We start from the raw sequence: 24,887 nt of genomic DNA, 5'->3' as shown, positions 1-24,887 counted from the left end.
CCAAATGACCGTTTACTCAAAAATTCTTATCTCCTCCATGTCCGGCAACTAAAGCCATGACGCATATCCTGCATTCTTTCCATCCTGCCGTCTCACATTGGTTTCTGGATCGATTCCAGGCGCCGACAGACGTTCAAAGCCAGGCCTGGCCCGCGATTCAGGCCGGCCAGGCGACGCTGATCGCCGCGCCGACCGGTTCCGGTAAAACGCTGGCCGCCTTTCTCGCGGTGATCGATCAACTGGTCAAACAAGGCGTCGAGAGCTTTTTGCCCGATCAGGCGCTGGTACTGTACGTTTCCCCGCTGAAAGCGCTGTCCAACGACATCCATAAGAACCTGGAACTGCCGCTGTCCGGCATCGGCATGGCGCTGCTCGAAGCCTCATTGCCCGGTGTCGTGATCCGCGCGCAGACCCGGACCGGCGACACCAGCCAGGCCGAACGGATCGCGATGAGGCGCACTCCGCCGCACATCCTGGTCACGACGCCAGAGTCCTTATATATTCTCCTGACCTCCGAATCGGGCCGCGAGATGCTGAAAACGGTACGCAGCGTGATCGTCGACGAAATTCATGCCGTGGCCGGCAACAAGCGCGGCGCACATCTGATGCTGTCTCTCGAAAGATTGACTCAGCTAACCGAAAAGCCGCCGGTGCGGATCGGCCTGTCCGCGACGCAGAAGCCCTTGACCACAATCGCACGCTTTTTGACCGGAGACCGCAACGAGCCCTGTACGATCATCGATACGGGCCATGTCCGGCAACGCGATTTGAAAATCGAGGTGACCGGCTCGCCGCTCGAAGCGGTGATGGCGAACGAGGTCTGGACCGAAATCTACGACCGTCTCGTCGAACTGGTCAACGACCACCATACCACGCTGATTTTCGTGAACACCCGGCGGCTCGCCGAACGCGCCGCCGCCGCGCTGGCCGAACGCCTCGGCGAGGAGTTCGTGACCTCGCATCACGGCAGCCTGGCGAAGGAACACCGGCTCGACGCGGAAAACCGGCTCAAGCAGGGCCGGCTGAAGGCGCTGGTCGCGACCGCCTCGCTCGAACTCGGCATCGACATCGGCGATGTCGACCTGGTCTGCCAGCTCGGCTCGCCGCATGGGATCGCGGCGTTCCTGCAGCGGGTCGGCCGTTCCGGGCACCGGCTCGACGCAACCCCGAAAGGGCGGCTGTTTCCGCTCACGCGCGACGACCTGCTGGAATGCACCGCGTTGTTGAACGCGGTCGCGCACGATCAGCTCGACACGATCCGAATCCCGGATCATCCGCTGGACGTGCTCGCCCAGCAAATCGTCGCGGAAGTCGCCTGCCGCGAGTGGCCGGAGCAGAATTTATATGAAACCCTGCGCAAAGCCTGGCCGTATCGCGAACTAACATTGGAGCAATATACTGCGGTCGTCAAGATGCTTGCGGACGGCTACCACACCCGGCGCGGACGCCGCGGCGCCTACCTGCACCGCGACGCCGTGCACGGGATGCTCAGGCCGCGCAAGGGCGCGCGGCTGACCGCGATCGTAAACGGCGGCGCGATCCCGGATCAGTTCGACTACGACGTAATCATGCAGCCGGAAGGGCTGTTCGTCGGCACGCTGAACGAGGATTTCGCGTTCGAAAGCATTCCTGGCGACATTTTCCAGCTCGGCAACAATTCCTACCGGATGCTGAAGATCGAGCAAGGCAAAGTGTTTGTCGAGGACGCGCACGGCCAGCCGCCGAACATCCCGTTCTGGTTCGGCGAGGCGCAGGGACGCAGCCGCGAACTGTCCGAAGCGGTGTCGGATTTGTCCGAAACGGTCGATCGCCTGCTCGAACAGGGCGGCGATGCTGCGCGCGATTTCATCTTCCACCGGCTCGGCCTGCCCTCGCCTGCCGCCGAGCAGCTGCATCATTATCTCGCCACCTCGAAAGCCGCGCTGACCGCGCTGCCCTCGTTCAAGACGATCATCTTCGAACGCTTTTTCGACGAAACCGGCGACATGCATTTCGTGGTGCATTCGCCCTACGGCTCGCGAATCAACAAAGCCTGGGGGCTGGCGCTCCGGAAACGCTTCTGCCGGCGCTTCAATTTCGAACTGCAGGCGGCCGCGACCGAGGACAACATCGTGCTGTCGCTGGGGCCGACGCACAGTTTCCCCCTGCTCGAACCGGCCGGCTACCTGAAGGCTGCTTCGGTCAGGGACGTGCTGGTCCAGGCGCTGTTGGCCGCACCGATGTTTCCGACGCGCTGGCGCTGGGTCGCGAATACCGCGCTGGCGGTGCCGCGTAACCGCGGCGGCAAAAAAGTGCCGGCGCAGTTCCAGCGCAACGATGCGGAAGACCTGATCGCGATCGTTTTTCCGGACCAACTCGCCTGTTTCGAGAATATCGCCGGCGACCGGGAGATTCCGGATCATCCGCTGGTCGAGCAAACGCTGTGGGACTGCCTGCACGACCTGATGGACCTCGACGGCCTTGAAGCCGTTCTGGCAGGCATCGAAAGCGGGGAAATCCGGGTGATTGCCCGCGACCTGACTTCGCCCTCGCCGATGGCACAGGAAATTCTGAATGCGCGGCCGTACGCATTCCTCGACGACGCGCCCGCCGAAGAACGCCGTACGCTGGCGGTGCAGCAGCGCCGTTTCGGCAGTCCCGAAGATGCCGCCGAAATCGGCCGCCTGAATCCCGAAGCGATCGAACAAGTCTGCCGGGAAGCCTGGCCGGAAGCGCGCGATCCGGACGAACTGCACGATGCGCTGGTCGTACTCGGCTTCATGACCGAGCTGGAAGGCCTGCGCGCACCGATCGGATTATTCACGGCGCTGCAGCGCAGCGACCGGGCAACCGCGCTGCGATTGCCGAATGCGCAAACGCTCTGGGTAGCGGCCGAACGACTGGCCGAACTGCAGCAGCTTTTTCCGAACGCCGCACTCGAACCGCCTATTCGCGCGCTGCCTATCGACCGAACGCAGGCCGAAGAGGATGTCTTGCGCGATCTGGTTCGAAGCCGTCTCGAAGAACTCGGGCCGGTCACGGCCGATCTGCTCGCCCGCCCGCTGGGCCTGCCGACGCCGCGAATCGAGGCCGCGCTGATCGCACTGGAACAGCAGGGTATCGTGCTGCAGGGCCGCTTCACGCCCGGCGCGGAGGCCGTGGAATGGTGCGAGCGCGGCCTGCTCGCGCGGATCCACCGCTACACCCTGAAGCAGTTGCGCCGGGAAATCGAGCCGGTCGCCCCGAGCGTTTACATGCGCTTTCTGTTCCACTGGCACGGCCTGCGCGAACCGGGAACCGGCGAAGCGGCGCTCGCCAAGGCCCTGCATCAGCTCGAAGGTTGTAATCTCCCCGCTTCCTGCTGGGAACACGACATTCTGAGCCGGCGCATCAAACCTTATTTTGCGTCCGAACTGGACCAGCTTTGCACGTCAGGCAAATTCATCTGGCTGCGTCTGAAAGCACTGGGCGACAGCGCGCCGAAATCGGCCGGCAAAAACACGCCGGTCGCGCTGGTCGCGCGCGAGCACCTGGAAACTTGGCGCGCCTTTGCGCCGGTTCCGGACATCGAAGCGCAGGCGCTCTCCGGCAATGCGCAGAAAGTCCATGCCGCGATCAAGGAATGGGGGGCGAGCTTTTTTCAGGAGCTGGCCGCCGAAACCGGCCTGCTGAAGACGCAACTGGAAGAAGCGCTCGGCGAACTGGCCGCCGCAGGGGTGATCACTTCGGACAGCTTCCAGGGCCTGCGCACGCTGGTCACGCCGCAAAAGATCCTGCACCGGCGCGGCAAGCGCTATCCGATTTACGATCCCTTCGCCGCGGCCGGGCGCTGGTCGCTGCTGCGCTCCTTGCGAAAGCCTACGGAAGCGCATTATCCGGCCGTCGAACACATCGCCCGCATCCTACTCAAACGTTACGGCGTGGTGTTTCGGAAAGTGCTGGAACGGGAAGAAAACCTGCCGAGCTGGCGTGAACTGCTGTATGTTTACCGGCGCCTGGAAGCACGCGGCGAACTGCGCGGTGGCCGTTTCGTGCAAGGGTTTGCGGGCGAGCAATTCGCGCTGCCCGAAGCGGTCGGCCTACTTCGGAACCTGCGCAAACCGCCCATCACACCCGAGCTGGCCGTGATCAATGCGTCCGACCCGCTGAATCTGACCGGGATCGTCACGCCCGGCGACCGGATTCCGTCGATCCACAGCCAACGCCTCGTCTATAAGGACGGAACGCCACTGGCGCATGGCTCGGGCAAAAACGTGCATTACCTGCAAACTCTTGACGCGGAACATCAATGGCAATTGCAGTGGGCGCTGCTGAACAAATAATACCGCCCTTATGCTATTGCCGTGAAAGATGCGTAGGATATACCGACGTAAGGAGGCGCACCGAGTGCCCTTCAGGGTATCGGTCGCGAACGATACCCTGAAAGCTCTTGATGCGCTTCACTTCGTTCAGCACATCCTACGCATCTTTCACCTATCGCGATGACAGCCTCAACTTTATAGTATTGGCTTCCCTTTACCAGGACAAACGGGGTAAAAAAGCAAGAAAATTGTCGAATTTTATTGATGTCTATCAATCAAAATTATCGATAATAATTCTGTTACGCTCAGCGTCAATCACACTTTCATTTCAGACCGGCCGATTCCTAATCCATCCGCGTGGCGGAATCAGCGGCGTTTCCCGTCCTTCTTGATCAAGGAGAAAATCATGAACGCTAAATATATTTTTGTTGCATTCCTCGCCGTCATCGCCGCCGGCGCCGCTGCCCAAGGAACCCCGGAAGGGGACGCCTGCCGTAAAGCGGTGGCCGAGCTCGCAAAAGGCGAAATCGTCAAAATGAAGCTTAAAAATAAAAACGGCATAGACCTTTATGAAATCGACGTCAAATCCCCGGACGGCGTCAAGTGGGAGTTCAAGTGCGACAAGGCCACCGCCAAAATCCTCGAAAAGGAACAGGAACTGCCGAACGCCAATCATCCTACATTTACGGCACTGAAAAAAATCGATGAAACGCAGGCCCGCCAGATTGCCCTGAAGGCCCAGCCCGGAACGATTACCAAGGTAGAATATGAAATCGAAAAGGACGGCACCGCCACGTATGAATTCGGCATCAGAACGAGCGACGACCAGGATATGGAGGTCGAAGTCGATGCCGCAACCGGCAAGATTATCAAGACCGAAGAAGATTAACGGCCTGCAGATGTCGGCAAGTCAACGAGAAGGCTGACGGATGCCGTCCGCAATCCGTTTATTCCGGAGATTCCTGCAAATGCTCATTCTTCAATTGAATGTAATGCGCCGCGGAATATTCGAGAAACTCTTTTTCGGAATCGGTTAGCGGCCGCTTTTTCTGGGCGGGCGAACCGACGTACAGATGCCCGCCCTCCAGCCGCTTGCCCGGCGGCACTAAGGCGCCCGCGCCCAGCATCACATAGTCTTCCAGCACCGCATCGTCCATCACGATCGCGCCGATGCCGACCAGGCAATAATCGCCGATCGTGCAGGCATGCGCGACCGCCCGGTGCCCGATCGTCACGCCCTTGCCGATCGTCAAGGGATAACCTTTTTGGGTGAACTGACCGTAATGCGTCACATGCAGCACCGAGCCGTCCTGCACATTGGTGCCTTCGCCGATCGTAATGCGCTCGACATCACCCCGAATCACGACCGAAGGCCAGATCGAAACGTCGTCGCCGAGCGTCACCTCGCCGATCACGGTCGCATTTTGGTCGATATAGACCCGTTCGCCGACGGCCGGCCGTTTACCTTTAAAACTTCTGACTGTCACAGTGACTCCTTGAATAGAATGTTCCCAGAAAGGGGTTAATATAACCGTTCCCCGGCGCTTAGGCCAGATTTACGGAAGCATTTCCGCCGGGCGTAACCGGCCTGAATCGCCGGTTCCAATCAATGGACCGGCAGGAGTCCAAAGCTGGCTTTGGATCACTTCTCTATTACGTTCAAAGCAAGCTTTTCAAAGCGGGCTTTGAACTCCAATGCTTGAGCTTTGTAGGACTTGTATATAACGATGAGCACTGGAGCGTGGGAACGAGAAATTTGCAGAGCAAATCCCCCCTGCCCCCTTTTTCAAAGGGGGATGTCGTCTTCCGGGCTCAGCCGGTAGCAGTAGGTCGGGCAACGATGAAGCTGTTGTCCGACCTACTCGGCTTGAAAAATCCCTGATACGGGACTGCCGGTAAGTCACTTAGGAAACAAAAGGAAACCGAACGCTACATCGGCGCGTCTTCAGTCCGCTTTTTACGAGGATTGAGCGCGCTTTTCCTAATGTTTCCGGCGATCTTGCGGGGCTCTTTGGGTCTTTGGAGCGGATTTTCTTTCCCGATCAAAGGCGCCGTCAGCATCGCGGCCATAATCCCGACCGCCACGGTAAAACCGAACGCATGCACGATCTCGGTCGAACTGACTGCGAGCAGGCCGAACGACAGCAAGGTCGTCAAGCCCGAAAGGGTAACGGCCAGCGAGGTGCTGGTTCGCCTTTCCCCGGCCAGATAAAAGAACGCCGCGTAATCGACGCCGATTCCCAAGACCAGCAGCAGCGCGAAAAGATTGAAGAGGCTGAACAGCTGATTGAACCAGCCGGTCAACGCGAGTGCGGCCAGCGACGCAACAAGCGGAACCGACATCACGGTCAGGGCGCCGCGCCGGCCGAACTTGAAACACAGGCCTGCCGACACCAGCGCGAAGGCGGCAAACAGCAGCACGCTCGCCCTGATCCGATAGCGCGCGAACAGCGAAGAAAGTTCCTCGACATGATCGACCCAGACGACGCCCGGCAACGCTTCTAAAGACTTCAAAGCCGCAGCATCCCGAATCCGGCTCAGAGCCACGATGCCGGCACAGCGGCCTTCGGTACAGCCGAGCCAGAGCGACCGTTTGCCGGCGTCGGCCGCCGCCAGCCAGTCTTCCAGTTTCAGCGTGCCGCCCTCGGCCTCGGCAAAGGTTTTCAATTCTGCGGCGATGGCGGCGCGGTCGAAGCCCAGTTCGCTCATATAACGTTTAGCCAGGCCGGAATCGAACAGGGCCTTTTTCACCAGAAGATAGTCAGTCCGCTGGTTTTCGGGATCGGGCCAGTAGCGGCTGAGCCCTTCGTAGGATTTCAGAGCGTCGCGCCGGATCAGGGCATCGAGCTTTTCGAGCAGGCGCTGTTCGTTAACATACCACTCCTGCCGATCCTTGCCCGAAACGAGGAAAAACTGGTTGTCCCGTAGTTGCAAGAGCCGCCGGATCTTTTCGGCGTCCTGCAGCAATGCCGGGGATGCGGACTGGAGTAAACGCACATCGTCGCGCGGGGTCAATTGGGCCGTACCGCCCGCCAGCACGATCAGCACCGATGCGCCGAGCCAGCGGCGGTTGTGGAAAGCCCAGTCCGGCCAGCGCCGTTCCCACAGCGTCGCCAGTTTCAGCAGCGCCGGCTCGTGCGCGAAGCGGAACCCGGTCAGCAGCAGCGGAAACAGCAGCACGACGGTCAGCCAGGCGGCGAACAATCCCACCGCGGAAAACAGCGCGACTTCTTGCAGCCCCGGAAACGGCGAAAAGCCGAGGCCCGCATAGCTGAGCAGGTTGCTGATCAGTCCCAGGAACAGCGCCGGAAATATCGCCGACAACCCTTTGCGCGGATTCCAGTCGCGCTCGCCGAAACTGTCGCAGAGATAATGTTGGGCGTAATCGTCGACCACGCCGATCAGGCTCGCGCCGAACACCAGCGTGATGATATGAATCTTGCCGAACATCCAGACACTAACGACTAATGCGGCGGCCAGGCCGCTTGCGATCGCTGCCGTGGACAAGAGCAACGGTCGGATGCTGCGGAACGTCCACAGAAACAGCAAGACAATCCCGATGCCGGAACCGATGCCGACCGTCGAGATTTCCCGTTGAGCCGACTCCGCGCCGTAGGCGGTAAACAGCGGCAGGCCCGAAACGAGCAGTTCGCCGCCGGACTTTTGTATCTCGGCCGCCGCATTCCGGCTCAATTGCAGCAGCTTTTCGAGCTTGTCCAGAGGCAGCCGGCCGTTGTCGAGATCGGCCTGCAGCAGCACCCAAACCTTTTGTCCATCCCGGACCGTCACGACGCCTTGTTCCAGATTCAGGCCGGCCGGTTTTTGCGTGGCCATATAGCGCCCGAATAGCAGCAAGGGATCGTGTTCGAGCATCGCTGCCTGCATCTGGCCGGCCGGGCTGTAGAGCATCTCCAGGTTCCGGTCGAGCAGAGCCTGAGGCTGCGATACCAATAAACGCCGCGTTTCCGGATCGAGCAAGCGATAGCGATGAGCGAAAAACCGCCGGTATCGATCGACGCCCTGTTCCTGGTTAACCTTCAATGTGATGCTGCCGAACAAGCCGCTGTCTCTGACCCGCTTTTCGAGCTGTTCGGCATTCGCAATGGCTGCTTCACCGCCGGGCGCGCCGATCAGCCAGATCACCTTGCGGTTGATCAACGCGTTGTGGCGTTCGATCGCCGCGGCAACGTCGGGACGCTGCTCGATTTTCGGCAACAGCGCCAGAAAGCCGGTTTCGAGCCAGTCGCGGTTCAGCGTGTCAAACCCGAGGACGCCGAGCAGCAGCATCCCGAGCAGCCAGATCCCGGCGCTAAGGCGCGGAAGATAAGCGTTCAAAATCGGCTTCCTGGGTGGACGTCAATGATTCGGGATGGGCGATAGGGTCGAAGGTGATGCGGGTGGAATTGCCGTTCGCTTCCTTGATGTCGATCTGCCTGAGTTCCTTGTCCCCGGCCAGTTGCATCTCGAAAATGATTTTTCGCAGCAAAGGATCCTTCGGCTTCAATTGCAGTCGCCATGCGGTTTTACCGTTCGTGCCGGCCAATTCGAAGCCTTCCTGCATCGACTGCAAATCGCCTCCGAACATCGCGGTAAACACCCGGCCGAACGCCGGCGGCAGAATCTGTTCGCCCTGCGCCGTCAATAATCTTGTTCGATTGACCAACAGCATGGAAGGCACCGGCGTCAACGTTTGCCAGATTACGCCGCGGCTTCGGTGGTAAATGAAGGTTCCGGTCGAGATCAGCGGCTTCTTCAGGACTTTGATGTTTTTTTCCTGCCGGAAGCGGCCTGCGGTCAATTCGGTCTTGACGAGCCGCGCACCGATCTCCGCCAGCGTATCGGTGGCCAGAGTCGCCCGCAATGGCATCAACAATAATAAAAGGATAGCCAACGGTTTCACGGCTTCACCCCCAGCTTTTTCAGCAATACCGGCGGCGACTCCAGGCACATTTCGCGGTTGCGCCTGTCCACCGCAACCTGGACCGTATGGCCCTTGGCCAGTTTCGCGCCGGTCGCGGCATCGATAATCGAATAATCGATCTTCAGGCGATGTTCCCATTCGGCGAGGAAGGCTCTGACCGTCACGATCCGGCCGAACACCGCCGGCTTGATATAGCGAATGCGCAGGTCGATGATCGGCCAATCATAGCCCGAATCGCGCATCGCGAGATAGTTATAGTCGATCCGGTCGAGCAGTTCGCAGCGGGCGATTTCGAAATATTTCGCATAATGTCCGTGCCACACGATCTCCATCATATCCGCATCGTGGAAAGGAATTTTAAGATCGATTTCGGCGCAGTAAATGGGGTTTTGCACTGAGCTATCCTGGTTAAGGGCGGGAATCCGGCCCGCTATTTTATGTCAGATTGGTTTTATCCGAAAAATAAACGGCCCGGCGCCAGCTTGCATGTTGGATGCCGTTGCGTTAGACTCCGAAATGCCCCCAGAGAACTCCGGTTATTAACGCACCCGGCCGCCGCCGCGGCCGAACCGATACAGGAGATGTCTTATGCAATTTTTTCGGATGCAATCCCCTCCCTACAGTTCCGACAGCCAGGATTTATCGATCAATGGCAATCTGGAATACGTTTACCGCTTTCCCGGCGTCAGTTGCAATGCTTGCAAGGCCACCTACGGCGGCAGCCGCATTCTGACCCTGGAAGCGCCGCCGCAAATCCGGACCGACCAGCGATTCCGGAGCCGCTGGCCGATTACCGAGCGGGAACACGCAGCCATGCAGCGCGAAGTCGCCGCTTATCTGGATGCCGATTTCGCCGCCTTTGAAACCTTCAAACCGGGCGACAATTTCCAGCCGGCCTACTACGACAGCCCGTCGCTTCCCCATACCGACTTTTTATGGCCGAACATCCGCAGCTTCGTCGTTTCGGCGAGAATGAAGCGGATCGTCTTCGACGAGCTGGCCGGCGACGTCGATATCGTTCCGATCAGTCCCCGCAAAGTCGGCAAGCGCCCCGGCAATGCCTTGCCCGCCGCCCTCGATCCGGACGATCCGCAGAACCGGATTCATGGCCCGGCAGCGATCGAGCCGTATTATCAGATTCTGGTCCGGTCGGAATCGGATTATCCGAAGGGCGGTTCGCCGGTTTCGGTCTGCCCGGTCTGCAAACACGAAACGATCGACGACGAAAAACGGGAGCTGGTGATGCGCGAAGACATGTGGCGCGGCCAACCGATCTTCCTGCTCAGGACGACGTTGTACGTAATCGTGACCGAAGCGCTGGCCGAGAAAATCCAAAGGGCCGGCGCCAGCAATGTCGATTTCGTGCCGGTCTAACTCGCGGCCGGTACAAGTCATCGCCGTATCTCAGATACGAAGGCCGGATAAGCGCAGCGCATCCACCGCATGATTGCCGGATGCGCTGCGCTTATCCGGCCTACGAGAGAGGATTGGGGGAGAGGGATTTTTCCTCTATTCAGGGCAACCGGTTCCGGCAAGAACAGCCCTCGCAATACTACAAACGCCGCCAGCCCCCGCCCAGCGCCTTGTACAACAGCACCGAGGCGGTCAGCACGTCCACATGCGCCTGCACCTCGCTATCCCGTGCATTCAGCAGGCTGCGCTGAACGTTCAGCAGGGTCTGATAATCGGTCGCACCGGCCAGATAGCGTTCCAATCCCAATTCGTACGCCTCACTAGCACTGTTAACCGAAAGATGCAACTGTTCGCGGCGGCGTGCGGCCTGACCGCCTAGCGCAAGCGCATCCTCGACTTCGCGATAGGCGATCAACAGCGTTTGCCGGTAAACCTCGACCAGTTCGTTACGTCGGGCCTTGGTCCGTTCGAGTTCGCCTTCGAGGCGGCCGCCCTGGAAGATCGGCTGGCTCAATGTGGCTCCCGCCGCGACCGCGATGCCGGCCGGCTGCGACATCATCGCGGCAGTGAAAATGTTGTCCGCGCCGAGTTCCAGTTTTGGATAGAAGGCGGCCCGGGCAACGCCGATATCCGCATGCGCGGCGATCAGCTCGGCTTCGGCGCCCCGGACGTCGGGACGCTGCTCGAACAAGGCGGCCGGACGAGCCGGGTCGGCGTTGGGGATGCGAATCCCTTGCAACGTTCTTCCCTGCGGCTCGAACTGTTGCGGAGGACGGCCGAGCAGCACCGCGAGCGCGTTCTCGGTCTGCGCGATATCCTGACTGAGACGGGCCACCTGCGCAGCGGCATTCGCGCGCTCGGTCTGTTGCTGCGCGACATCCAGCGCGGTCGCGGCGCCGGCCTCGAAGCGCGACTCGATGAGAGCCAGCACTTCGCTGATATTTTTGAAATTCTCCTCGGCGATGGCCCGGCGGTCCTTGAGGCCGAGCAGCGTAAAGTAGGTCTGGGCGACATCCCCCATCACGGTCAGCCGCAGCGCATCGAGCGAGAAGCGGGCATTGTCCAGATGCGCCCTGGCGCTGTCGCGGCCGGCGCGCAGGCGGCCCCACAAATCGACTTCATAGGACAGGTTCCATTGGCCTTGCCAGGTACTTTGGCCGCCGTTGAAACGGGTGCCGTCGTCGTAGGTATAACTGCCGCCGGCGCCGACGGCAGGCAGCAGCGGCGCGCCGGCGATTTTGGCGAGCGCCCGGAACTGATCGATACGCCGGGTGACCGCAGCCAGGTCGCGATTGTTAACCAGCGCTTCATTCATCAGGCGATCGAGCTCGGCGCTGCCGAACAGTTTCCACCAGACCGGCGAAATGGCCGCTCCGCCGGTCTGCGTTTTCGGTGCAGGATTCTTCCAGGCTTCGGGGACGGCATCGGACGGACGCCGGTAATCGGGCACCAGCGAGCAGCCGGCCAGCGCCAGGCAAATGGCCAAAAACCCTTGTTTGTTCTGCATCATTCCGCCGCCAGCGCCACCACCGGATCGAGCAGCGCCGCCTTGCGCGCCGGTAAAAAACCAAATAGAACGCCGGTGCCGAACGCGCAGGAGAACGCCATCACGGCCGGCAAAGGGGAAAAAACCACGGTCATTTCGAACATCGCAATCACTTTGCCGGCCCCGAAGCCGAGCAAAACGCCCAACAGGCCGCCCAGCGTACACACCACGGCCGCCTCGGTATTGAATTGCAGCAGAATGTCGCGACGCCGCGCGCCGACCGCCATCCGGATTCCGATTTCGCGGGTACGCTCGGTCACGCTGACCAGCATGATGTTCATCACCCCAATGCCGCCGACCAGCAGCGAGATCGCCGCCACCGTGCCGAGCAGCACGGTCAGCGTATTCTGGGTCGCGGTGGCGGTTTCGAGAATCGAAGCCATGTTGCGTATCCTGAAATCTTCGGTCTGATGGCGCGAAAGCAATAACCTCGAAATCGCATCCTCGGTTTCTTCGATCGCGCCCACATCGCTGACGCGCACGGTAATCCCGTTCAGATAATTCTGCCCGAACAGCCGGATCAGGCCGGTCGTGACCGGCACGAACACCGTATCGTCCTGATCGCCGCCGAAGCCCGATGCCCCTTTCGGAGTCATGACTCCGATCACTTCGAACGGGATATTGCCGATCAGAATATAGCGCCCTATCGAGTCGATCCCCTCCGGGAACAGGATCTGCGCGACCGTTTGCCCGAGTACGACGACCGGTGCGTAGCGACGCATGTCCTGGTCGTTGAAAAAATCGCCTTCCGCGACCGGCCAGTCGCGGACTCTGGGCAGCGCCGCGCCGACACCCTGAATGGTGGTCGCATAGTCGATATTGCCGAACCGGACCGTTTGCCGGCTGCTGCGCTCGGGCTGGGCGACTTCGACATTCGGCAGTTCCTGGATCGCCTCGGCGTCATCGGGAGTCAGTGTGATGACATCGCTGGCACCGCGCAGCCCGGGTGCGCCGGGGCGGATCGACAGCAGATTGGTGCCCATCGACTTGATCTGATCCAGCACGTCCTGCTGGCTGCCCTCCCCGACCGCAAGCATCGTCACCACCGCGGCGACACCGATGATGATGCCGAGCAGCGTCAAGGCGGTCCGGAACAAATTGACCCGCAGCGCGCGCAAGGCGGTCTTGACCGCTTCGCCAATATCCGCGAAGACGCCGGCCTTGCCGCCCGGATCGATCATCACGTTCGGATGCTCGGCGCCCAGGCTCGACGGCGCCGAATCATCGACGATTCTGCCGTCGCTGATCGTGATGATCCTTTCGGCATGCGCGGCGACGCCCGCATCGTGGGTGATCAGCAAGATCGTGCGCCCCGAGCGGTGCAATTCCTTGAGCAAGGCCATCACTTCCTGGCCGCTGCGGCTGTCCAGCGCGCCGGTCGGCTCGTCGGCCAGCATGACGGGCGGATCGTTCATCAGCGCCCGGGCAATCGCGACCCGCTGCTGCTGGCCGCCGGACAATTGCGAAGGCCGATGGTCGCAGCGTTCGCCCAGGCCCAGGTTGGAAAGCAGCTTGCGCGCCCGTTCCAGGCGGGTGTTTTTATCTTCGCCTGCATAGAGCGCGGGAATCTGGACATTTTCTTCCGCGCTTTCCGAACCGAGCAGATTGTAGCGCTGAAACACGAAGCCGAACGTCGCCCGCCGCAACGCGGCCAGTTCGTCCGGATCGAACAGCGAAACGTTCCGACCGGCCACCTGATAAGTGCCTGAAGTGGGCCGGTCGAGACAGCCCAGGATATTCATCAGCGTCGATTTGCCCGAACCCGACTGGCCGATGATCGCGACGAACTCGCCGGGCCAGATTTTCAGCGATATGTCGTCCAGGGCCCGAATCAGATTGTCGCCGCTTTTGAAAGTCCGGGAGATGCGTTCCAGGTTCAGCAACGGCTCCGTTTTTGCCAGGTTCAGGCTCATATCCGCGGCATCGCCGGTGGTCTGTAGGAATCTCTGCCTCCATTCTTCTGGGCGGACGCCACCGTCAGCTTGACCCGGTCGCCGACCGACAAGCCGTCGCGAATCTCGGCGAAGCGCCGGTTCTGTATACCGACATGAATCACTTTTTCGCTCACCCGGTTATCGGCTCCGGCCGCCTTGACCTGATAGGCCCTGCCTTTCTCGTTGTCCCGGTCCTGCAGCCGTTTGCCCAGCGCATTGACCGGGATCACCGGCACATGCCGGGCCTCGCCCAGCACGAAAAAAACCTGCGCGCTCATCCCGCTCATCAGCTGGCCGTCCTCGTTGTCGACATCGACGAGCACGTTGTACAGGACCACATTGTTCACCACTTCCGGCGTCGGCAGAATCTGCCTCACCACGCCCTGCCAGCGGCGCTGGTCCGAGCCGAGCGTGGTGAAATAGACGGGCATGCCGACCTTGATGCGCATGATGTCGGCTTCCGCGGTCTGCGAGCGCACGGTCATCTTGTCGAGCTTGGCCAGCTGCATGATATTCGGCGTTTGCTGATTGGCGTTCAGGGTCTGACCTTCGCGGGCAGTCTGCTGTACGACGGTGCCGTCCATCGAGGCGAAAATCTTGGTGTAGCCCAGATTGGTCCGGTCGCCCGCAAGCGTCGATTCAACTTGCTGTATTTGCGCCCTAATCGAATCGGCAACTGCCAGCGCGGCCTTGCTGTTGGATTCACTGTTCTGCAGCGTTTCCTGGCTGACCGCCTTGGTCGGGTACAATTTCCGATTGCGGGCATACTGACGGTTGGCAAACAGGATCAACGCCTCTTGCTGGACCAGTTGCGCTTTCAAATTATTGATACTGGCTTCATCCGCCTGCACCCGCGCCGCATAAATGCGCGGGTCGATTTGAGCCAGCTGCTGGCCGGTTTTGACAATGTCGCCGATCTCGACGAACAGTTTCTGCAACTGGCCGGTGACCTGCGCACCGATATCGACATATTCCTTCGGCTCCAGTTTGCCTTGCGCGGTCACGTTTTCTTCGATGTCGCCGTAGGCGATTTCGACGATCGACTCTTTCATCGCCGCCTGAGCCGACTCGGTTTCCTTCTGAAAATAAAAACGCAGCGCCGCGCCCGCTGTGACGAGTACGGCAAGCAGGCCGGCAAACCAGTAAAGGTGCCGGCGAGTGATCAATGGTTTTACCCGCATTAAAAACGACTTAAAAGAAAATAAGAATCATTCGCAAAAATTGGCAGCATTGTAGCATGGCCGCATGCGTTTCAGGCTTTTAGGGAGAGATGACGGATCGGTTTTCAAAAAGCAGAACGGTGATAATCAGGTTCTTAAGAGCACAGTCTCGGGTACAAAATAATAGCCCACGGTCCGGTTCCATGACTCCTGTCGAGTGCACACGGCGGATCGGATCGATCCGCCGTGTGCAGAGCAATTTTCCCGTCGGGGGCTCTCACATTGAATCTTAGGCTTGTCAAGGTATCCGGCGCGGGAGATGCTTCTTGCATCGCCGATCACTCCGCCCGCCGGCAACGAGATGATAGCGGAGCAGCCTTAGCCGGCTATCCGAAATTCAGTTTCCGATGATTCCACAGGCAATCCGGCCCTTGCCGCCGCCGAGCGGTTCGGGTTGGTCCGAATAATTATCGCCGCCGGCATGGATGACTAACGCGCGGCCTTTGACGTCCTCCATTCTCAGGCGCGGAGCCATAACACTTTCGGTCACCTTACCGTTCGTGTTCACGACCAATTTCGGTAAATCGCCTAAATGACCGCTGCCTTCCGGACCTGCATGCTTTTTCGTGGCTTTCGGGTCGTAATGTCCGCCCGCGGCAAGCGCCGGCGTCATTTTACCCTCTTTTTCTTTCGCCTCGCAGTTTGGATTTTCGTGCAGATGAAATCCATGCTCCCCCGCAGGCAGCCCCTCAAGCACCGGCGTAAAAACCAAACCGTTCGGCAACTCGGTGATTTTAATGCTGCCGATCGCTTTTACCGTTCCCTGCTCGTTGACCGTATTCATCGGGACAGCGACTTCGGCGGCAATGGCATAAGTTACCGATGAAACGAACAGTGTGACGAGATAAACAGCCCTCATTTGGCTCTCCCATTGACGAATTGGATAAAAACTCTTCTCATGGTAAAACCAGCGACAAAGTAAATCAACTTAAAAACATCGGTTATTTTCCACCACCGCAGTTTTTTCGATAGATTTTTATTCCTTGCCTAAAGGGCAGCTCATTTTTTAGAATTTGATTAATTAATTGAAAAGTTGTACTTTTCATAAGTGGCCTGTATTTTGCTGAATATAAGCGCCTCCGCATGAAAAAGCCTTCATGCCGGGCGCTGCTTCACGTTTCGCTAACAGACAGGCAATCGAATTTTTAATTGTAGGAATACCGGTATGAGAAAAACCATGAATCCCCTCGGACTGACGGCCATTATTTTGAGCTCCCCCGCCTTAGCGGACGATCTGCTGCAGGATGCCGGCAGCTGGCTGCAGATCGTCGGCGAAGGCAGTTTGAGAGGGGTGGATCCAAGCCTCGAAAAAGGGCGCATCTGGCTGGAAGGACAATCCCGTTTCGACGATAACTGGAATCATTGGTATCAAGGCATGGTCCGCGCGGCCCTGGGCTATTCGCTGAGCGACCGGGCGACAATCTGGGCGGGCTATACCTGGCTGCCGACTCAAAACGTCGGTAAAGAGTATGTATCCCAGCAGGATGTCTGGCCGGCGTTTCGTTACGTTTTGCCGACCGATTTCGGCACCTTAACGTTCAGAACGATGGTCGAAAGCAATTTCCTGAAAGGCGACGATGTCCGTTTCCGGCCCCGGCAAATGATCCGCTTCATGCATCCTTTGGAATTTGAACCGCGCTTGAGCCTGATCACCTGGGACGAGTTTTTCATCCGCGCGAACTCGACCCGTTTCGGCGGCAAGTCCGGCTTCGATCAGAACCGGGCATTTGCGGGGCTCGGCTGGACCTTCAACAAAAACTTCAGGGCCGAAGGGGGCTATCTGAACCAGTATCTGGACGACGCCACCCATACCGATAACACGATGCATCATTTGATCATGGGATCGCTATACATCAACTTCTGACATTGTCGATAAGCTTTATCAACAAACACCGGCCGGGCTTCAAAACCCGGCCGGTGTTTGTTCGCCCCCTCTAAGCCGCGTCGTTCGCATCCGCGACGCAAAGCGCGGCCATGTTCACGATCCGCCGCACCGTCGCAGCCGGCGTCAGGATGTGCGCGGGCCGCGCACAGCCCAGCAATACCGGCCCGATCGCGATGCCGCTGCCGGAGGCGGTCTTGAGCAGGTTGTAGGCGATATTGGCCGCGTCGATGTTCGGCATCACCAGCAGATTCGCGCTGCCTTTCAGCTTGGTCTCCGGCATCATTTTTTTCAGCATCTCGTAATCGAGGGCCGTGTCGCCGTGAATCTCGCCCTCGATTTCCAGTTCCGGCGCCTTTTTCCGAACGATCGCAAAGGCCGCGCGCATTTTTTGCGCGGACGCGCTGTCGCCGGTCCCGAAATTCGAATGCGACAGCAAGGCGACACGCGGAGTCAGGCCGAAACCGCGCATCCGTTCTGCGGCCAACAAGGTAATCTGAGCAAGCTGCTCAGCATCCGGATCGTAATTGATATGCGTATCGACCAGCAAAATCTGGCGGTCGGGCAGGATCAGACCGTTCATTGCCGCATAGACGTTCACGCCCTCCTGCTTGCCGAGCACCTGGTCGATATACCCCAGATGCGAAGCCGCCGTTCCGAAAAGCCCGCAGATCATCCCGTCGGCATAGCCCTTATGCACCAGCATCGCGGCAATCAGGGTATGGCGGCGGCGCATTTCGAGCTTCGCATAATCCTCGTTGACGCCTTTGCGCACGGTCATGTCGAGATAGGATTTCCAGAAATCGCGGTAACGCTCGTCGTATTCGGGGTTCACGACCGTAAAATCGACATCGGGCCGAATGCGAAGCCCCAGTCTTTCGATCCGCTGCCGCAATACCGCGGGCCGCCCGACCAGGGTCGGATAGGCGATATTTTCGTCGACCAGCATCTGCACCGCGCGCAGCACCCGCTGTTCCTCGCCTTCGGCGAACACGATCCGTTTTTTCGACGCCGGAATTTGCTTGGCGATCCGAAACACCGGCTTCATGAAAGTCCCGCTGTGATAAACGAACTGCTGCAAGCGTTCGACGTAAGCCGGCATGTCCCCGATCGGACGGGCCGCGACGCCCGACGCTTCCGCCGCCGCCGCAATCGCGGGCGCAATCTTGGTCATCAGGCGCGGATCGAAAGGCTTCGGAATGATATAGTCGGGACCGAAAATCAATTCGTCGATCCCGTAAATGCTGGCGACGATTTCGGACTGTTCCGCTTGGGCCAGCTCGGCGATCGCATGCACGGCCGCAATTTCCATCGCCCGGGTGATCGTTGTCGCGCCGGAGTCCAGCGCGCCCCGGAAAATATACGGAAAACACAAGGCATTGTTGACTTGGTTCGGATAATCGGAACGGCCGGTCGCGATCACCGCGTCATCGCGCACGGCGGCAACCTCTTCGGGCAGGATTTCGGGATCGGGATTGGCCAGTGCCAGAATCAAAGGCCGCACCGCCATCCTCTTGACCATCTCGGGCTTCAGGACGCCGCCGGCGGACAGGCCCAGAAAAATATCCGCGCCCGGCATCGCCTCGCCCAGGGTCCGCGCCTCGGTATCGCGGGCAAAACGCGCCTTGTTCGGATCCATGCCCTCGGCGCGCCCCGTATAAACGACGCCGTGGTGGTCGGTCACGAAGATATTCCCGGCCGGAAATCCGAGGTCGATCAGCAAATCCAGGCAGGCCAGCGCGGCGGCGCCGGCGCCCGAAGCGACCAGTTTGCACTGGCCGAGCGTTTTGCCGACGATTTTCAGCCCGTTCAGGATCGCCGCGCCGACGATGATCGCGGTGCCGTGCTGATCGTCGTGAAAAACCGGAATCTTCATTCTTTCGCGCAGCTTGCGCTCGATATAGAAACATTCGGGCGCCTTGATGTCTTCCAGATTGATGCCGCCGAAGGTCGGTTCGAGCGCCGCGATGATGTCGCAAAGCTTGTCCGGGTCCTTTTCGTCGATCTCGATGTCGAACACGTCGATGCCGGCGAATTTCTTGAACAACACGCCCTTCCCTTCCATCACCGGTTTGGCCGCCAGCGGTCCGATATTGCCGAGGCCCAGCACCGCGGTGCCGTTGCTGATCACCGCGACCAGATTGCTGCGCGCGGTGTATTTGAAGACGCTGGCCGGATCGGCCGCGATGGCCTCGCAGGCCGCCGCGACCCCCGGCGAGTAGGCCAGCGACAGGTCGCGCTGGTTGGCTAGCGGTTTGATCGGCGTGACGCTGATCTTGCCCGGCGCCGGAAATTCGTGATATTCGAGCGCGGCCTCGCGCAACTGCCTGCGCAGTTCGCCGTTGGAGTGATCTGATGACTGCATTGCCGCGATCCCTTTCTTGAGTTCCGGAATGTCTTTGATTCTACCAGAGTTGAGAAGGCGAAATCGCGAAAATCGGCGGATGAACTGCCGGGCGCCGGCACCGCCTGAAAAATAGACGGCCGAGCCGTTAATTTCCCGCCAGTAGAATCTTGCGCACGGCCTGATATTCCCGCAGGCGCTCGCGATCCTTTTCGGTCGGCTCGGCAATGCGCGACAGATTCATGTTGTCCGCCACGTCCGCCAGCTTGACAGCCCGCGCGATCGGGTTCCGCACGGCGCGTTCGGCCGCTTCAATACGCGACTCCCCCGGCTCCTTGGTCAAGGCGCGCACCGCTTCTATCACTTCCGCCGGAAAATTCTCGTCGGCGAGGTCTTCGAATGAAATGCCGGTATCCTCCACCACGTCATGCAATATCGCCGCCAGACGTTCGTACGGAGAGTCGACCGCCAACATCACCCGGATCGGATGCAATATGTACGGCTGTCCCGCTTTATCAAGCTGGCCCGCGTGGGCTTTGACCGCAATCTCTATGGCTTTTTCCAAGGTGGACATGCTCTTTCTCCCTTTGTCACTGCGATTTAATAATGCTTCCGACGCGCCGGACTTCGGAAAATTCCGCCCATAAAAAAGGCTTAACGGAAATCCCGTTAAGCCTTGTAAAAACCGATACGGTTTCAGCGAATCAAGCCGCCAGTACCGCGGTCCGCAATTTCTTCATCGCATTTTGCTCAAGCTGGCGGATCCGCTCGGCGGATACGTTGTAGCGCTCGGCCAATTCGTGCAGCGTCGCTTTTTTGTCCGCCAGCCAGCGGCTGGACAGGATATCCAGGCTGCGCTCGTCCAGTTCGGACAGGGCTCCGGACAGCAATTCCTGCTCATGGCCGGACCATTCCTCGTTTTCCAGCAACAGGGCCGGATCGGCGCCGTGCTGTTGCAGATAATGGGTCGGCGCGACGTAAGTCTGCTCCTCCTCATCGTCGACCGGCAGGTCGAACGAAACGTCGCGGTTGCTCAGGCGCTGCTCCATTTCGTACACCGTGCTGACTTCGACATCGAGGTCGGCGGCGATGGCCTTGGCTTCGTCGTTCGACAGCCAGCCGAGGTTTTGCTTGGATTTGCGCAGATTGAAGAACAGTTTGCGCTGCGCCTTGGTAGTCGCGACTTTCACGATGCCCCAGTTCTTGATTACGTACTCGTGAATCTCGGCCTTGATCCAGTGCACCGCAAACGACACCAGGCGCACGCCGATGTCCGGATCGAAGCGTTTGACCGCCTTCATCAGGCCGATATTGCCTTCCTGGATGATGTCCGGCATCGACAGGCCGTAACCGCTGTAGCCCCGCGCCACGTGCATCACGAAGCGCAAGTTGGTCATCACCAACTGCCGCGCGGCTTCCAGATCGCCGTGATCTCTAAACCTTATCGCCAATTCGCGTTCCTGCTCGGATGTCAACCTAGGCATTTGCCGGACCAGATTCAGATAAGCATCGAAAGTGCCGGCCGATAAATTAACAGGTAAGGTTAATGCATGACTCATGATGTAATGTACCTCGGTTAGTCAACTTGATTTAATTTTAGCACTCTCAAACTCAGAGTGCTAATCATTTTACAAGTTCAACGCTACTCGGGCCGCAATTGCCGGAGCTGATAGGTCAGAACCGCCCAAGAGCCTGTCACGCCGAGTCCCGAAGACAACAGGACCAGAAAAACCGACTCGCCGTAATCGAGAAAGCGCAGATGAAAACTACCCTCGTAAAGCAGCGACAGGTTCTCGACAGAACGCCACAACAGCAGCATGATCGCGGTCACGATGAACCAGGCCGCCACGCCGGACAAAAAACCGATCCAGAAGCCGCCGTACAAAAAAGGCCGCTGAATGAAGCGATTGGTCGCGCCGACCAGTTTTGCGATCACGACTTCCTCGCGCCGGTTATGCAGCTCCAACCGTATCGTATTGCCGGTGATGAACAGCACGCCAAACCCGAGCAGAATGCTGATGCTCCGGGTCGCCCGCTCCGCGAGCCGAATGATCGACTGCATCCTTTCGAGCCACTGCATGTCCATCTGCGCCTCATCGACTTCAGGATATTGCAGCAAGGCTTGCTGGAGCGTTTTCAACACCTTGACATTCGATTGCGCCGGCGTCGGCACGACTTCGAGCACGACCGGCAGCGGATTGCCTTCGAGCGCATCGAGCGCGGCGTCCAGGCCGCTGTTGGCCTTGAATTCGGCCAGCGCCTGCGCCTTGCCGATCAGTTTGATCGCGGCGACTTCGTGATGCTTGCTGATTTTTTCGACCAGCCTGCGCGCCTCGGCTTCGGTCACCGAGTCTTTCAGGAACAGCGAGATCTGATTGCTCGACTCGATCGTGCCGGTCAATTGTTCCAGATTCTCGACCAGCAGGTAAAAGCAGGCGGCCAGCGCGATCGAAATCGCAAGCACGCCGACCGTCAGTGCGGTTGTGAATGGCTTGTCGACAAGCCGCCCCAAGCTGGAAAACAGTGCATGCGCATGCAAGTCGCGATAAGCATGCAGTTTGTCGAAAAAATCGCCGCCGGCAATTTTGTTCTGGGGGGCTTCCTGGCGGGGCTGCGGTTTGGGTTTAACCGGTTTAACGGCGCGCTTCATCGTTTATCCCGCCACCAGCCGGCCGTGGTCCAGCGCCAAAACGCGCCGGTCCATTTTGTGAATCAAAGCGATATCGTGAGAAACGATCAATACGGTGACTCCTACCTGTTGAAATCGGGTAAACAAGGTCATGATTTCCGCTGCCAGCTCGGGGTCCAGATTGCCGGTCGGTTCGTCGGCCAGGATCATCGGCGGCTTGTTCACCACCGCGCGGGCGATTCCGACGCGCTGCTGTTCGCCGCCGGATAGGGTCAGCGGATATTTTTTCTCTTTGCCCAAAAGCCCGACCTTGTCCAGCGCCGCCCTGACCTTCCGGGCAATTTCGCGGTGCCCGTAACCGGCCACCGCGAGCGGCAGCGCCACATTGTCGAATACGGTGCGGTCCTGCAGCAGTTTGAAGTCCTGAAAAATCAGCCCCATTTTGCGGCGCAAAAAGGGAATCTGGCGATCCTGCGCATAACTGACATTATGGCCGCCCAGATAGATCTGTCCGCGGCTGGCGCGCTCGATCAGCGCGATCAGCTTGAACAGCGTGCTTTTCCCGGCCCCGGAATGGCCGGTCAGGAACGCCATCTCGCCGCGCTCCAGATGGAAGCTGATGTTGCTCAGCACATCCCCGGCTTCGGAATAGCGTTTGCTCACGTTATCGAATTTTAACATAATCCTTGTCAGTCCCTCGCGAACAGCGCCTCGACGAACGCGCCGGCATGAAAATCCTGCAAATCGTCGATGCCCTCGCCGACGCCGATAAAACGGATCGGAATGCCGAGCTGCTTGGCCAGCGCGAAAATCACCCCGCCTTTGGCGGTACCGTCGAGCTTGGTCAATGCCAGGCCGGTCAGAGAAACCGCTTCATTGAACTGCTTGGCTTGCGACAGCGCATTCTGACCGGTGCCCGCATCGATCACCAACAGCACCTCATGCGGGGCGGTTTCGTCGAGTTTGCCCATGATCCGTTTGACTTTCTTCAATTCGTCCATCAGGTTGGACTTGGTATGCAGGCGGCCCGCCGTATCCGCGATCAGCACGTCGATCCCTTTCGCCTGGGCCGACTGCAGGCCGTCGTAAATCACCGAAGCCGAATCGGCGCCGGTATGCTGCGCGACCACATGGATGTTGTTGCGTTCGCCCCAGGTTTGCAGTTGTTCGACCGCCGCCGCCCGAAACGTGTCGCCGGCCGCCAGCATCACGCTGTGACCCTGCGCCTGCAGGCGTTTGGCCAGTTTGCCGATCGTGGTGGTTTTGCCCACGCCGTTCACGCCGACGACCAGAATCACGAACGGAGTGTCCTGCTTCGGGATCGCTAGCGGCTGGCTGCAGGGTTCCAGAATGCTCAACAATTCCTGTTTGACCGCGGCGGCCAGCGTTTCCGGGTCGCGAAGCTGATGCCGTTCCAGGCTTTGGGTCAGGCGGTTGATGATCTTGGTCGTCGCATCGATGCCGATGTCGGCCATCAATAAAGTCGCCTCGATGTCTTCGAGCAGTTCGTCGCTGACCGATTTCTGGCCGAGCGTCAGGCCGGCCAGCGCGTCGCCGAGCCCGGAACGGGTCCGTTTCAACTGCGATTTCAGACGCAGATACAGTGATTCGGGCGCCGGCTCGACATAAACCTCTTCTGTAGGCTTTTCGATCGTGACCGGAACCTTGGGAATTTCCTTCACTTCCGGCAACGGACGCGGGCGTTCGGCAGGAATTTCGGCTGCCTTCAGGCCGTAGCGCCCGTAGAAACCGATCGAAATCAGCGGCATCATCATCAATGCCGCGAACGCATTGTGCAGCACGGCCGCCCATAACGGCGCGGCCAGTTCCACGACCGCGATGCCCAGGCTGATCTGGGCGATCAGCAAAATGCACAGTTTCAATCCGGCGCGTCTGACCGGCTTCGGATTTTTCGCCGAAACCGCCAGCAGCATCACCAAGCCGAGCACGAGCAAGCTGACCAGCGCAAACATGCGATGCAGCCAGTGCACCGCAACCTGGGCCTCCGGCGGCAGCACACCGGTATCGCCGTTTATCAGTCCGTTCAGCAGGTCCGTCGCGTGGTAGAAATCGGCCGTTTCCGGAAACCATTGCCCGTTGCACAGCGGAAATTCGGTGCCGCAGGCCAAGGCGGCCAGATTCGTGCCGGTCCAGCCGCCGAGCAGAACCTGCAGCAAAACGACCCACATCCCGAAGCGGGCCCAGTTCACCGGCCCCTGCCGGGACGGCAGGCGGACATAATCCGGCTTGACGCGCAAATACAGGCCGAACAGGAGCCAGAACGTGAACATGCCGAGCATTAGGTGCAGCGTCACGATCAGCGGCATCGTCCGCAGTTTTACCGCCCACATGCCCAGCGCGGCTTGCAGCCCGACCAGAACCAGCAGGAACAAGCTGCCGGTGACTGCGGCGACTCGGTTGGTCTTGACCCAGGGCGATAAAACGGCGAGCAGCAAAATCACCAAGCCGAGACCTGCAGCCAGATAGCGGTGCGTCATTTCCTTCCAGGCCTTGGCAGGGTCGAAAGGGTGTTCGGGAAAGGCCCGATCGGCTTCGGCCTTAAAGTCCGGCGTATCGGCAATCACGGCCCTGCCGTAGCAGCCGGGCCAGTCCGGGCAGCCGAGACCGGCATCCGACAGGCGCACATAGGCGCCGAAAACGATCACGATCAGCGCCAGAAAGACGCCGAAAAGAGCAATTTTTCTATACATGGGTAAT

18 protein-coding genes are annotated in these 24,887 nt (G+C 59.4%); 4 read left to right on the top strand and 14 right to left on the bottom strand.

Annotated features, from left to right (window positions below; translation table 11 throughout):
- Positions 1 to 56 precede the first annotated feature (56 nt).
- Together CC94_RS0116360 and CC94_RS0116355 are read left to right on the top strand one after the other, a co-directional pair.
- Entirely contained in the window at positions 57 to 4,301 is a 4,245-nt protein-coding gene (locus tag CC94_RS0116360) for a DEAD/DEAH box helicase (protein WP_005371587.1), read from the top strand.
- Positions 4,302 to 4,686: 385 nt separating this feature from the next.
- Positions 4,687 to 5,169 carry a PepSY domain-containing protein gene (locus tag CC94_RS0116355; protein WP_005371586.1) on the top strand — a complete coding sequence of 161 codons (483 nt, stop codon included), beginning with the start codon at positions 4,687 to 4,689 and terminating at the stop codon, positions 5,167 to 5,169.
- Positions 5,170 to 5,227: 58 nt separating this feature from the next.
- On the opposite strand, the gene CC94_RS0116350 is transcribed toward CC94_RS0116355, so the two are convergent.
- The 4 genes from CC94_RS0116350 to CC94_RS0116330 all read right to left on the bottom strand — a co-directional run bounded on the left by CC94_RS0116350 (position 5,228) and on the right by CC94_RS0116330 (position 9,596).
- Positions 5,228 to 5,767, bottom strand: coding sequence for a gamma carbonic anhydrase family protein (locus CC94_RS0116350; RefSeq protein ID WP_005371585.1), 540 nt, complete (start codon positions 5,765 to 5,767; stop codon positions 5,228 to 5,230).
- A gap of 442 nt (positions 5,768 to 6,209) precedes the next feature.
- Complete coding sequence (locus CC94_RS0116340) at positions 6,210 to 8,615, bottom strand: MMPL family transporter (RefSeq protein ID WP_005371584.1); 2,406 nt, start codon at positions 8,613 to 8,615, stop codon at positions 6,210 to 6,212.
- The gene (locus tag CC94_RS0116335; protein WP_245619773.1) at positions 8,590 to 9,180 is read right to left on the bottom strand and encodes an outer membrane lipoprotein carrier protein LolA; all 591 of its coding nucleotides are present in this window, start codon (positions 9,178 to 9,180) and stop codon (positions 8,590 to 8,592) included. The genes CC94_RS0116340 and CC94_RS0116335 overlap by 26 nt, the downstream gene beginning before the upstream one ends.
- Positions 9,177 to 9,596: an acyl-CoA thioesterase gene (locus tag CC94_RS0116330; protein ID WP_005371582.1), complete on the bottom strand. Its 420-nt coding sequence runs from the start codon at positions 9,594 to 9,596 to the stop codon at positions 9,177 to 9,179. Before CC94_RS0116330 ends, CC94_RS0116335 begins: the two co-directional genes overlap by 4 nt.
- 193 nt (positions 9,597 to 9,789) lie before the next feature.
- Here CC94_RS0116330 and CC94_RS0116325 point away from each other — a divergent pair, with 193 nt between their 5' ends.
- Positions 9,790 to 10,575, top strand: coding sequence for a hypothetical protein (locus CC94_RS0116325; RefSeq protein WP_005371581.1), 786 nt, complete (start codon positions 9,790 to 9,792; stop codon positions 10,573 to 10,575).
- 178 nt (positions 10,576 to 10,753) lie between these two features.
- On the opposite strand, the gene CC94_RS0116320 is transcribed toward CC94_RS0116325, so the two are convergent.
- From CC94_RS0116320 to sodC, 4 genes are all read right to left on the bottom strand, one after another.
- Positions 10,754 to 12,121: an efflux transporter outer membrane subunit gene (locus tag CC94_RS0116320; RefSeq protein ID WP_245549499.1), complete on the bottom strand. Its 1,368-nt coding sequence runs from the start codon at positions 12,119 to 12,121 to the stop codon at positions 10,754 to 10,756.
- Positions 12,121 to 14,073: a MacB family efflux pump subunit gene (locus CC94_RS0116315; RefSeq protein ID WP_005371576.1), complete on the bottom strand. Its 1,953-nt coding sequence runs from the start codon at positions 14,071 to 14,073 to the stop codon at positions 12,121 to 12,123. Before CC94_RS0116315 ends, CC94_RS0116320 begins: the two co-directional genes overlap by 1 nt.
- The gene (locus CC94_RS0116310; RefSeq protein ID WP_005371574.1) at positions 14,070 to 15,275 is read right to left on the bottom strand and encodes an efflux RND transporter periplasmic adaptor subunit; all 1,206 of its coding nucleotides are present in this window, start codon (positions 15,273 to 15,275) and stop codon (positions 14,070 to 14,072) included. The genes CC94_RS0116315 and CC94_RS0116310 overlap by 4 nt, the downstream gene beginning before the upstream one ends.
- Positions 15,276 to 15,651: 376 nt before the next feature.
- Positions 15,652 to 16,173 carry a superoxide dismutase family protein gene (gene sodC / locus CC94_RS0116305; RefSeq protein ID WP_005371572.1) on the bottom strand — a complete coding sequence of 174 codons (522 nt, stop codon included), beginning with the start codon at positions 16,171 to 16,173 and terminating at the stop codon, positions 15,652 to 15,654.
- 318 nt (positions 16,174 to 16,491) lie between these two features.
- On the opposite strand from sodC, the gene CC94_RS0116300 reads away from it, so the two are divergent.
- Complete coding sequence (locus CC94_RS0116300) at positions 16,492 to 17,178, top strand: DUF2490 domain-containing protein (protein ID WP_245619772.1); 687 nt, start codon at positions 16,492 to 16,494, stop codon at positions 17,176 to 17,178.
- 70 nt (positions 17,179 to 17,248) lie between these two features.
- Here CC94_RS0116300 and CC94_RS0116295 read toward each other — a convergent pair whose 3' ends face one another.
- From CC94_RS0116295 to ftsY, 6 genes are all read right to left on the bottom strand, one after another.
- A complete protein-coding gene (locus tag CC94_RS0116295) occupies positions 17,249 to 19,561 on the bottom strand; it encodes an NADP-dependent malic enzyme (protein ID WP_031431575.1) in 2,313 nt (770 codons plus the stop codon).
- A gap of 127 nt (positions 19,562 to 19,688) precedes the next feature.
- Complete coding sequence (locus tag CC94_RS0116290) at positions 19,689 to 20,114, bottom strand: HD domain-containing protein (protein ID WP_005371566.1); 426 nt, start codon at positions 20,112 to 20,114, stop codon at positions 19,689 to 19,691.
- A gap of 130 nt (positions 20,115 to 20,244) precedes the next feature.
- A complete protein-coding gene (gene rpoH, locus CC94_RS0116285) occupies positions 20,245 to 21,099 on the bottom strand; it encodes an RNA polymerase sigma factor RpoH (RefSeq protein WP_005371564.1) in 855 nt (284 codons plus the stop codon).
- 83 nt (positions 21,100 to 21,182) lie between these two features.
- Positions 21,183 to 22,190: a permease-like cell division protein FtsX gene (gene ftsX / locus CC94_RS0116280; RefSeq protein WP_005371563.1), complete on the bottom strand. Its 1,008-nt coding sequence runs from the start codon at positions 22,188 to 22,190 to the stop codon at positions 21,183 to 21,185.
- Positions 22,191 to 22,193: 3 nt separating this feature from the next.
- Entirely contained in the window at positions 22,194 to 22,850 is a 657-nt protein-coding gene (ftsE, locus tag CC94_RS0116275) for a cell division ATP-binding protein FtsE (protein ID WP_005371553.1), read from the bottom strand.
- A gap of 8 nt (positions 22,851 to 22,858) precedes the next feature.
- Entirely contained in the window at positions 22,859 to 24,880 is a 2,022-nt protein-coding gene (gene ftsY, locus CC94_RS0116270) for a signal recognition particle-docking protein FtsY (RefSeq protein ID WP_005371551.1), read from the bottom strand.
- Between the last annotated feature and the right edge of the window lie 7 nt (positions 24,881 to 24,887).

The organism is Methylomicrobium agile (genome assembly GCF_000733855.1).
GTDB classification, from domain to species: domain Bacteria; phylum Pseudomonadota; class Gammaproteobacteria; order Methylococcales; family Methylomonadaceae; genus Methylomicrobium; species Methylomicrobium agile.
This window is presented reverse-complemented; position numbering and strand designations above follow the sequence as displayed.

Coding starts and splice junctions, on each gene's coding strand:
- CC94_RS0116360 (WP_005371587.1), top strand. CDS start 57: ATGACGCATATCCTGCATTCTTTCCATCCTGCCGTCTCACATTGGTTT.
- sodC (WP_005371572.1), bottom strand. CDS start 16,173: ATGAGGGCTGTTTATCTCGTCACACTGTTCGTTTCATCGGTAACTTAT.
- CC94_RS0116295 (WP_031431575.1), bottom strand. CDS start 19,561: ATGCAGTCATCAGATCACTCCAACGGCGAACTGCGCAGGCAGTTGCGC.
- CC94_RS0116290 (WP_005371566.1), bottom strand. CDS start 20,114: ATGTCCACCTTGGAAAAAGCCATAGAGATTGCGGTCAAAGCCCACGCG.
- CC94_RS0116355 (WP_005371586.1), top strand. CDS start 4,687: ATGAACGCTAAATATATTTTTGTTGCATTCCTCGCCGTCATCGCCGCC.
- rpoH (WP_005371564.1), bottom strand. CDS start 21,099: ATGAGTCATGCATTAACCTTACCTGTTAATTTATCGGCCGGCACTTTC.
- ftsY (WP_005371551.1), bottom strand. CDS start 24,880: ATGTATAGAAAAATTGCTCTTTTCGGCGTCTTTCTGGCGCTGATCGTG.
- CC94_RS0116325 (WP_005371581.1), top strand. CDS start 9,790: ATGCAATTTTTTCGGATGCAATCCCCTCCCTACAGTTCCGACAGCCAG.
- CC94_RS0116315 (WP_005371576.1), bottom strand. CDS start 14,073: ATGAGCCTGAACCTGGCAAAAACGGAGCCGTTGCTGAACCTGGAACGC.
- ftsE (WP_005371553.1), bottom strand. CDS start 22,850: ATGTTAAAATTCGATAACGTGAGCAAACGCTATTCCGAAGCCGGGGAT.
- ftsX (WP_005371563.1), bottom strand. CDS start 22,190: ATGAAGCGCGCCGTTAAACCGGTTAAACCCAAACCGCAGCCCCGCCAG.
- CC94_RS0116310 (WP_005371574.1), bottom strand. CDS start 15,275: ATGCGGGTAAAACCATTGATCACTCGCCGGCACCTTTACTGGTTTGCC.
- CC94_RS0116320 (WP_245549499.1), bottom strand. CDS start 12,121: ATGCAGAACAAACAAGGGTTTTTGGCCATTTGCCTGGCGCTGGCCGGC.
- CC94_RS0116300 (WP_245619772.1), top strand. CDS start 16,492: ATGAATCCCCTCGGACTGACGGCCATTATTTTGAGCTCCCCCGCCTTA.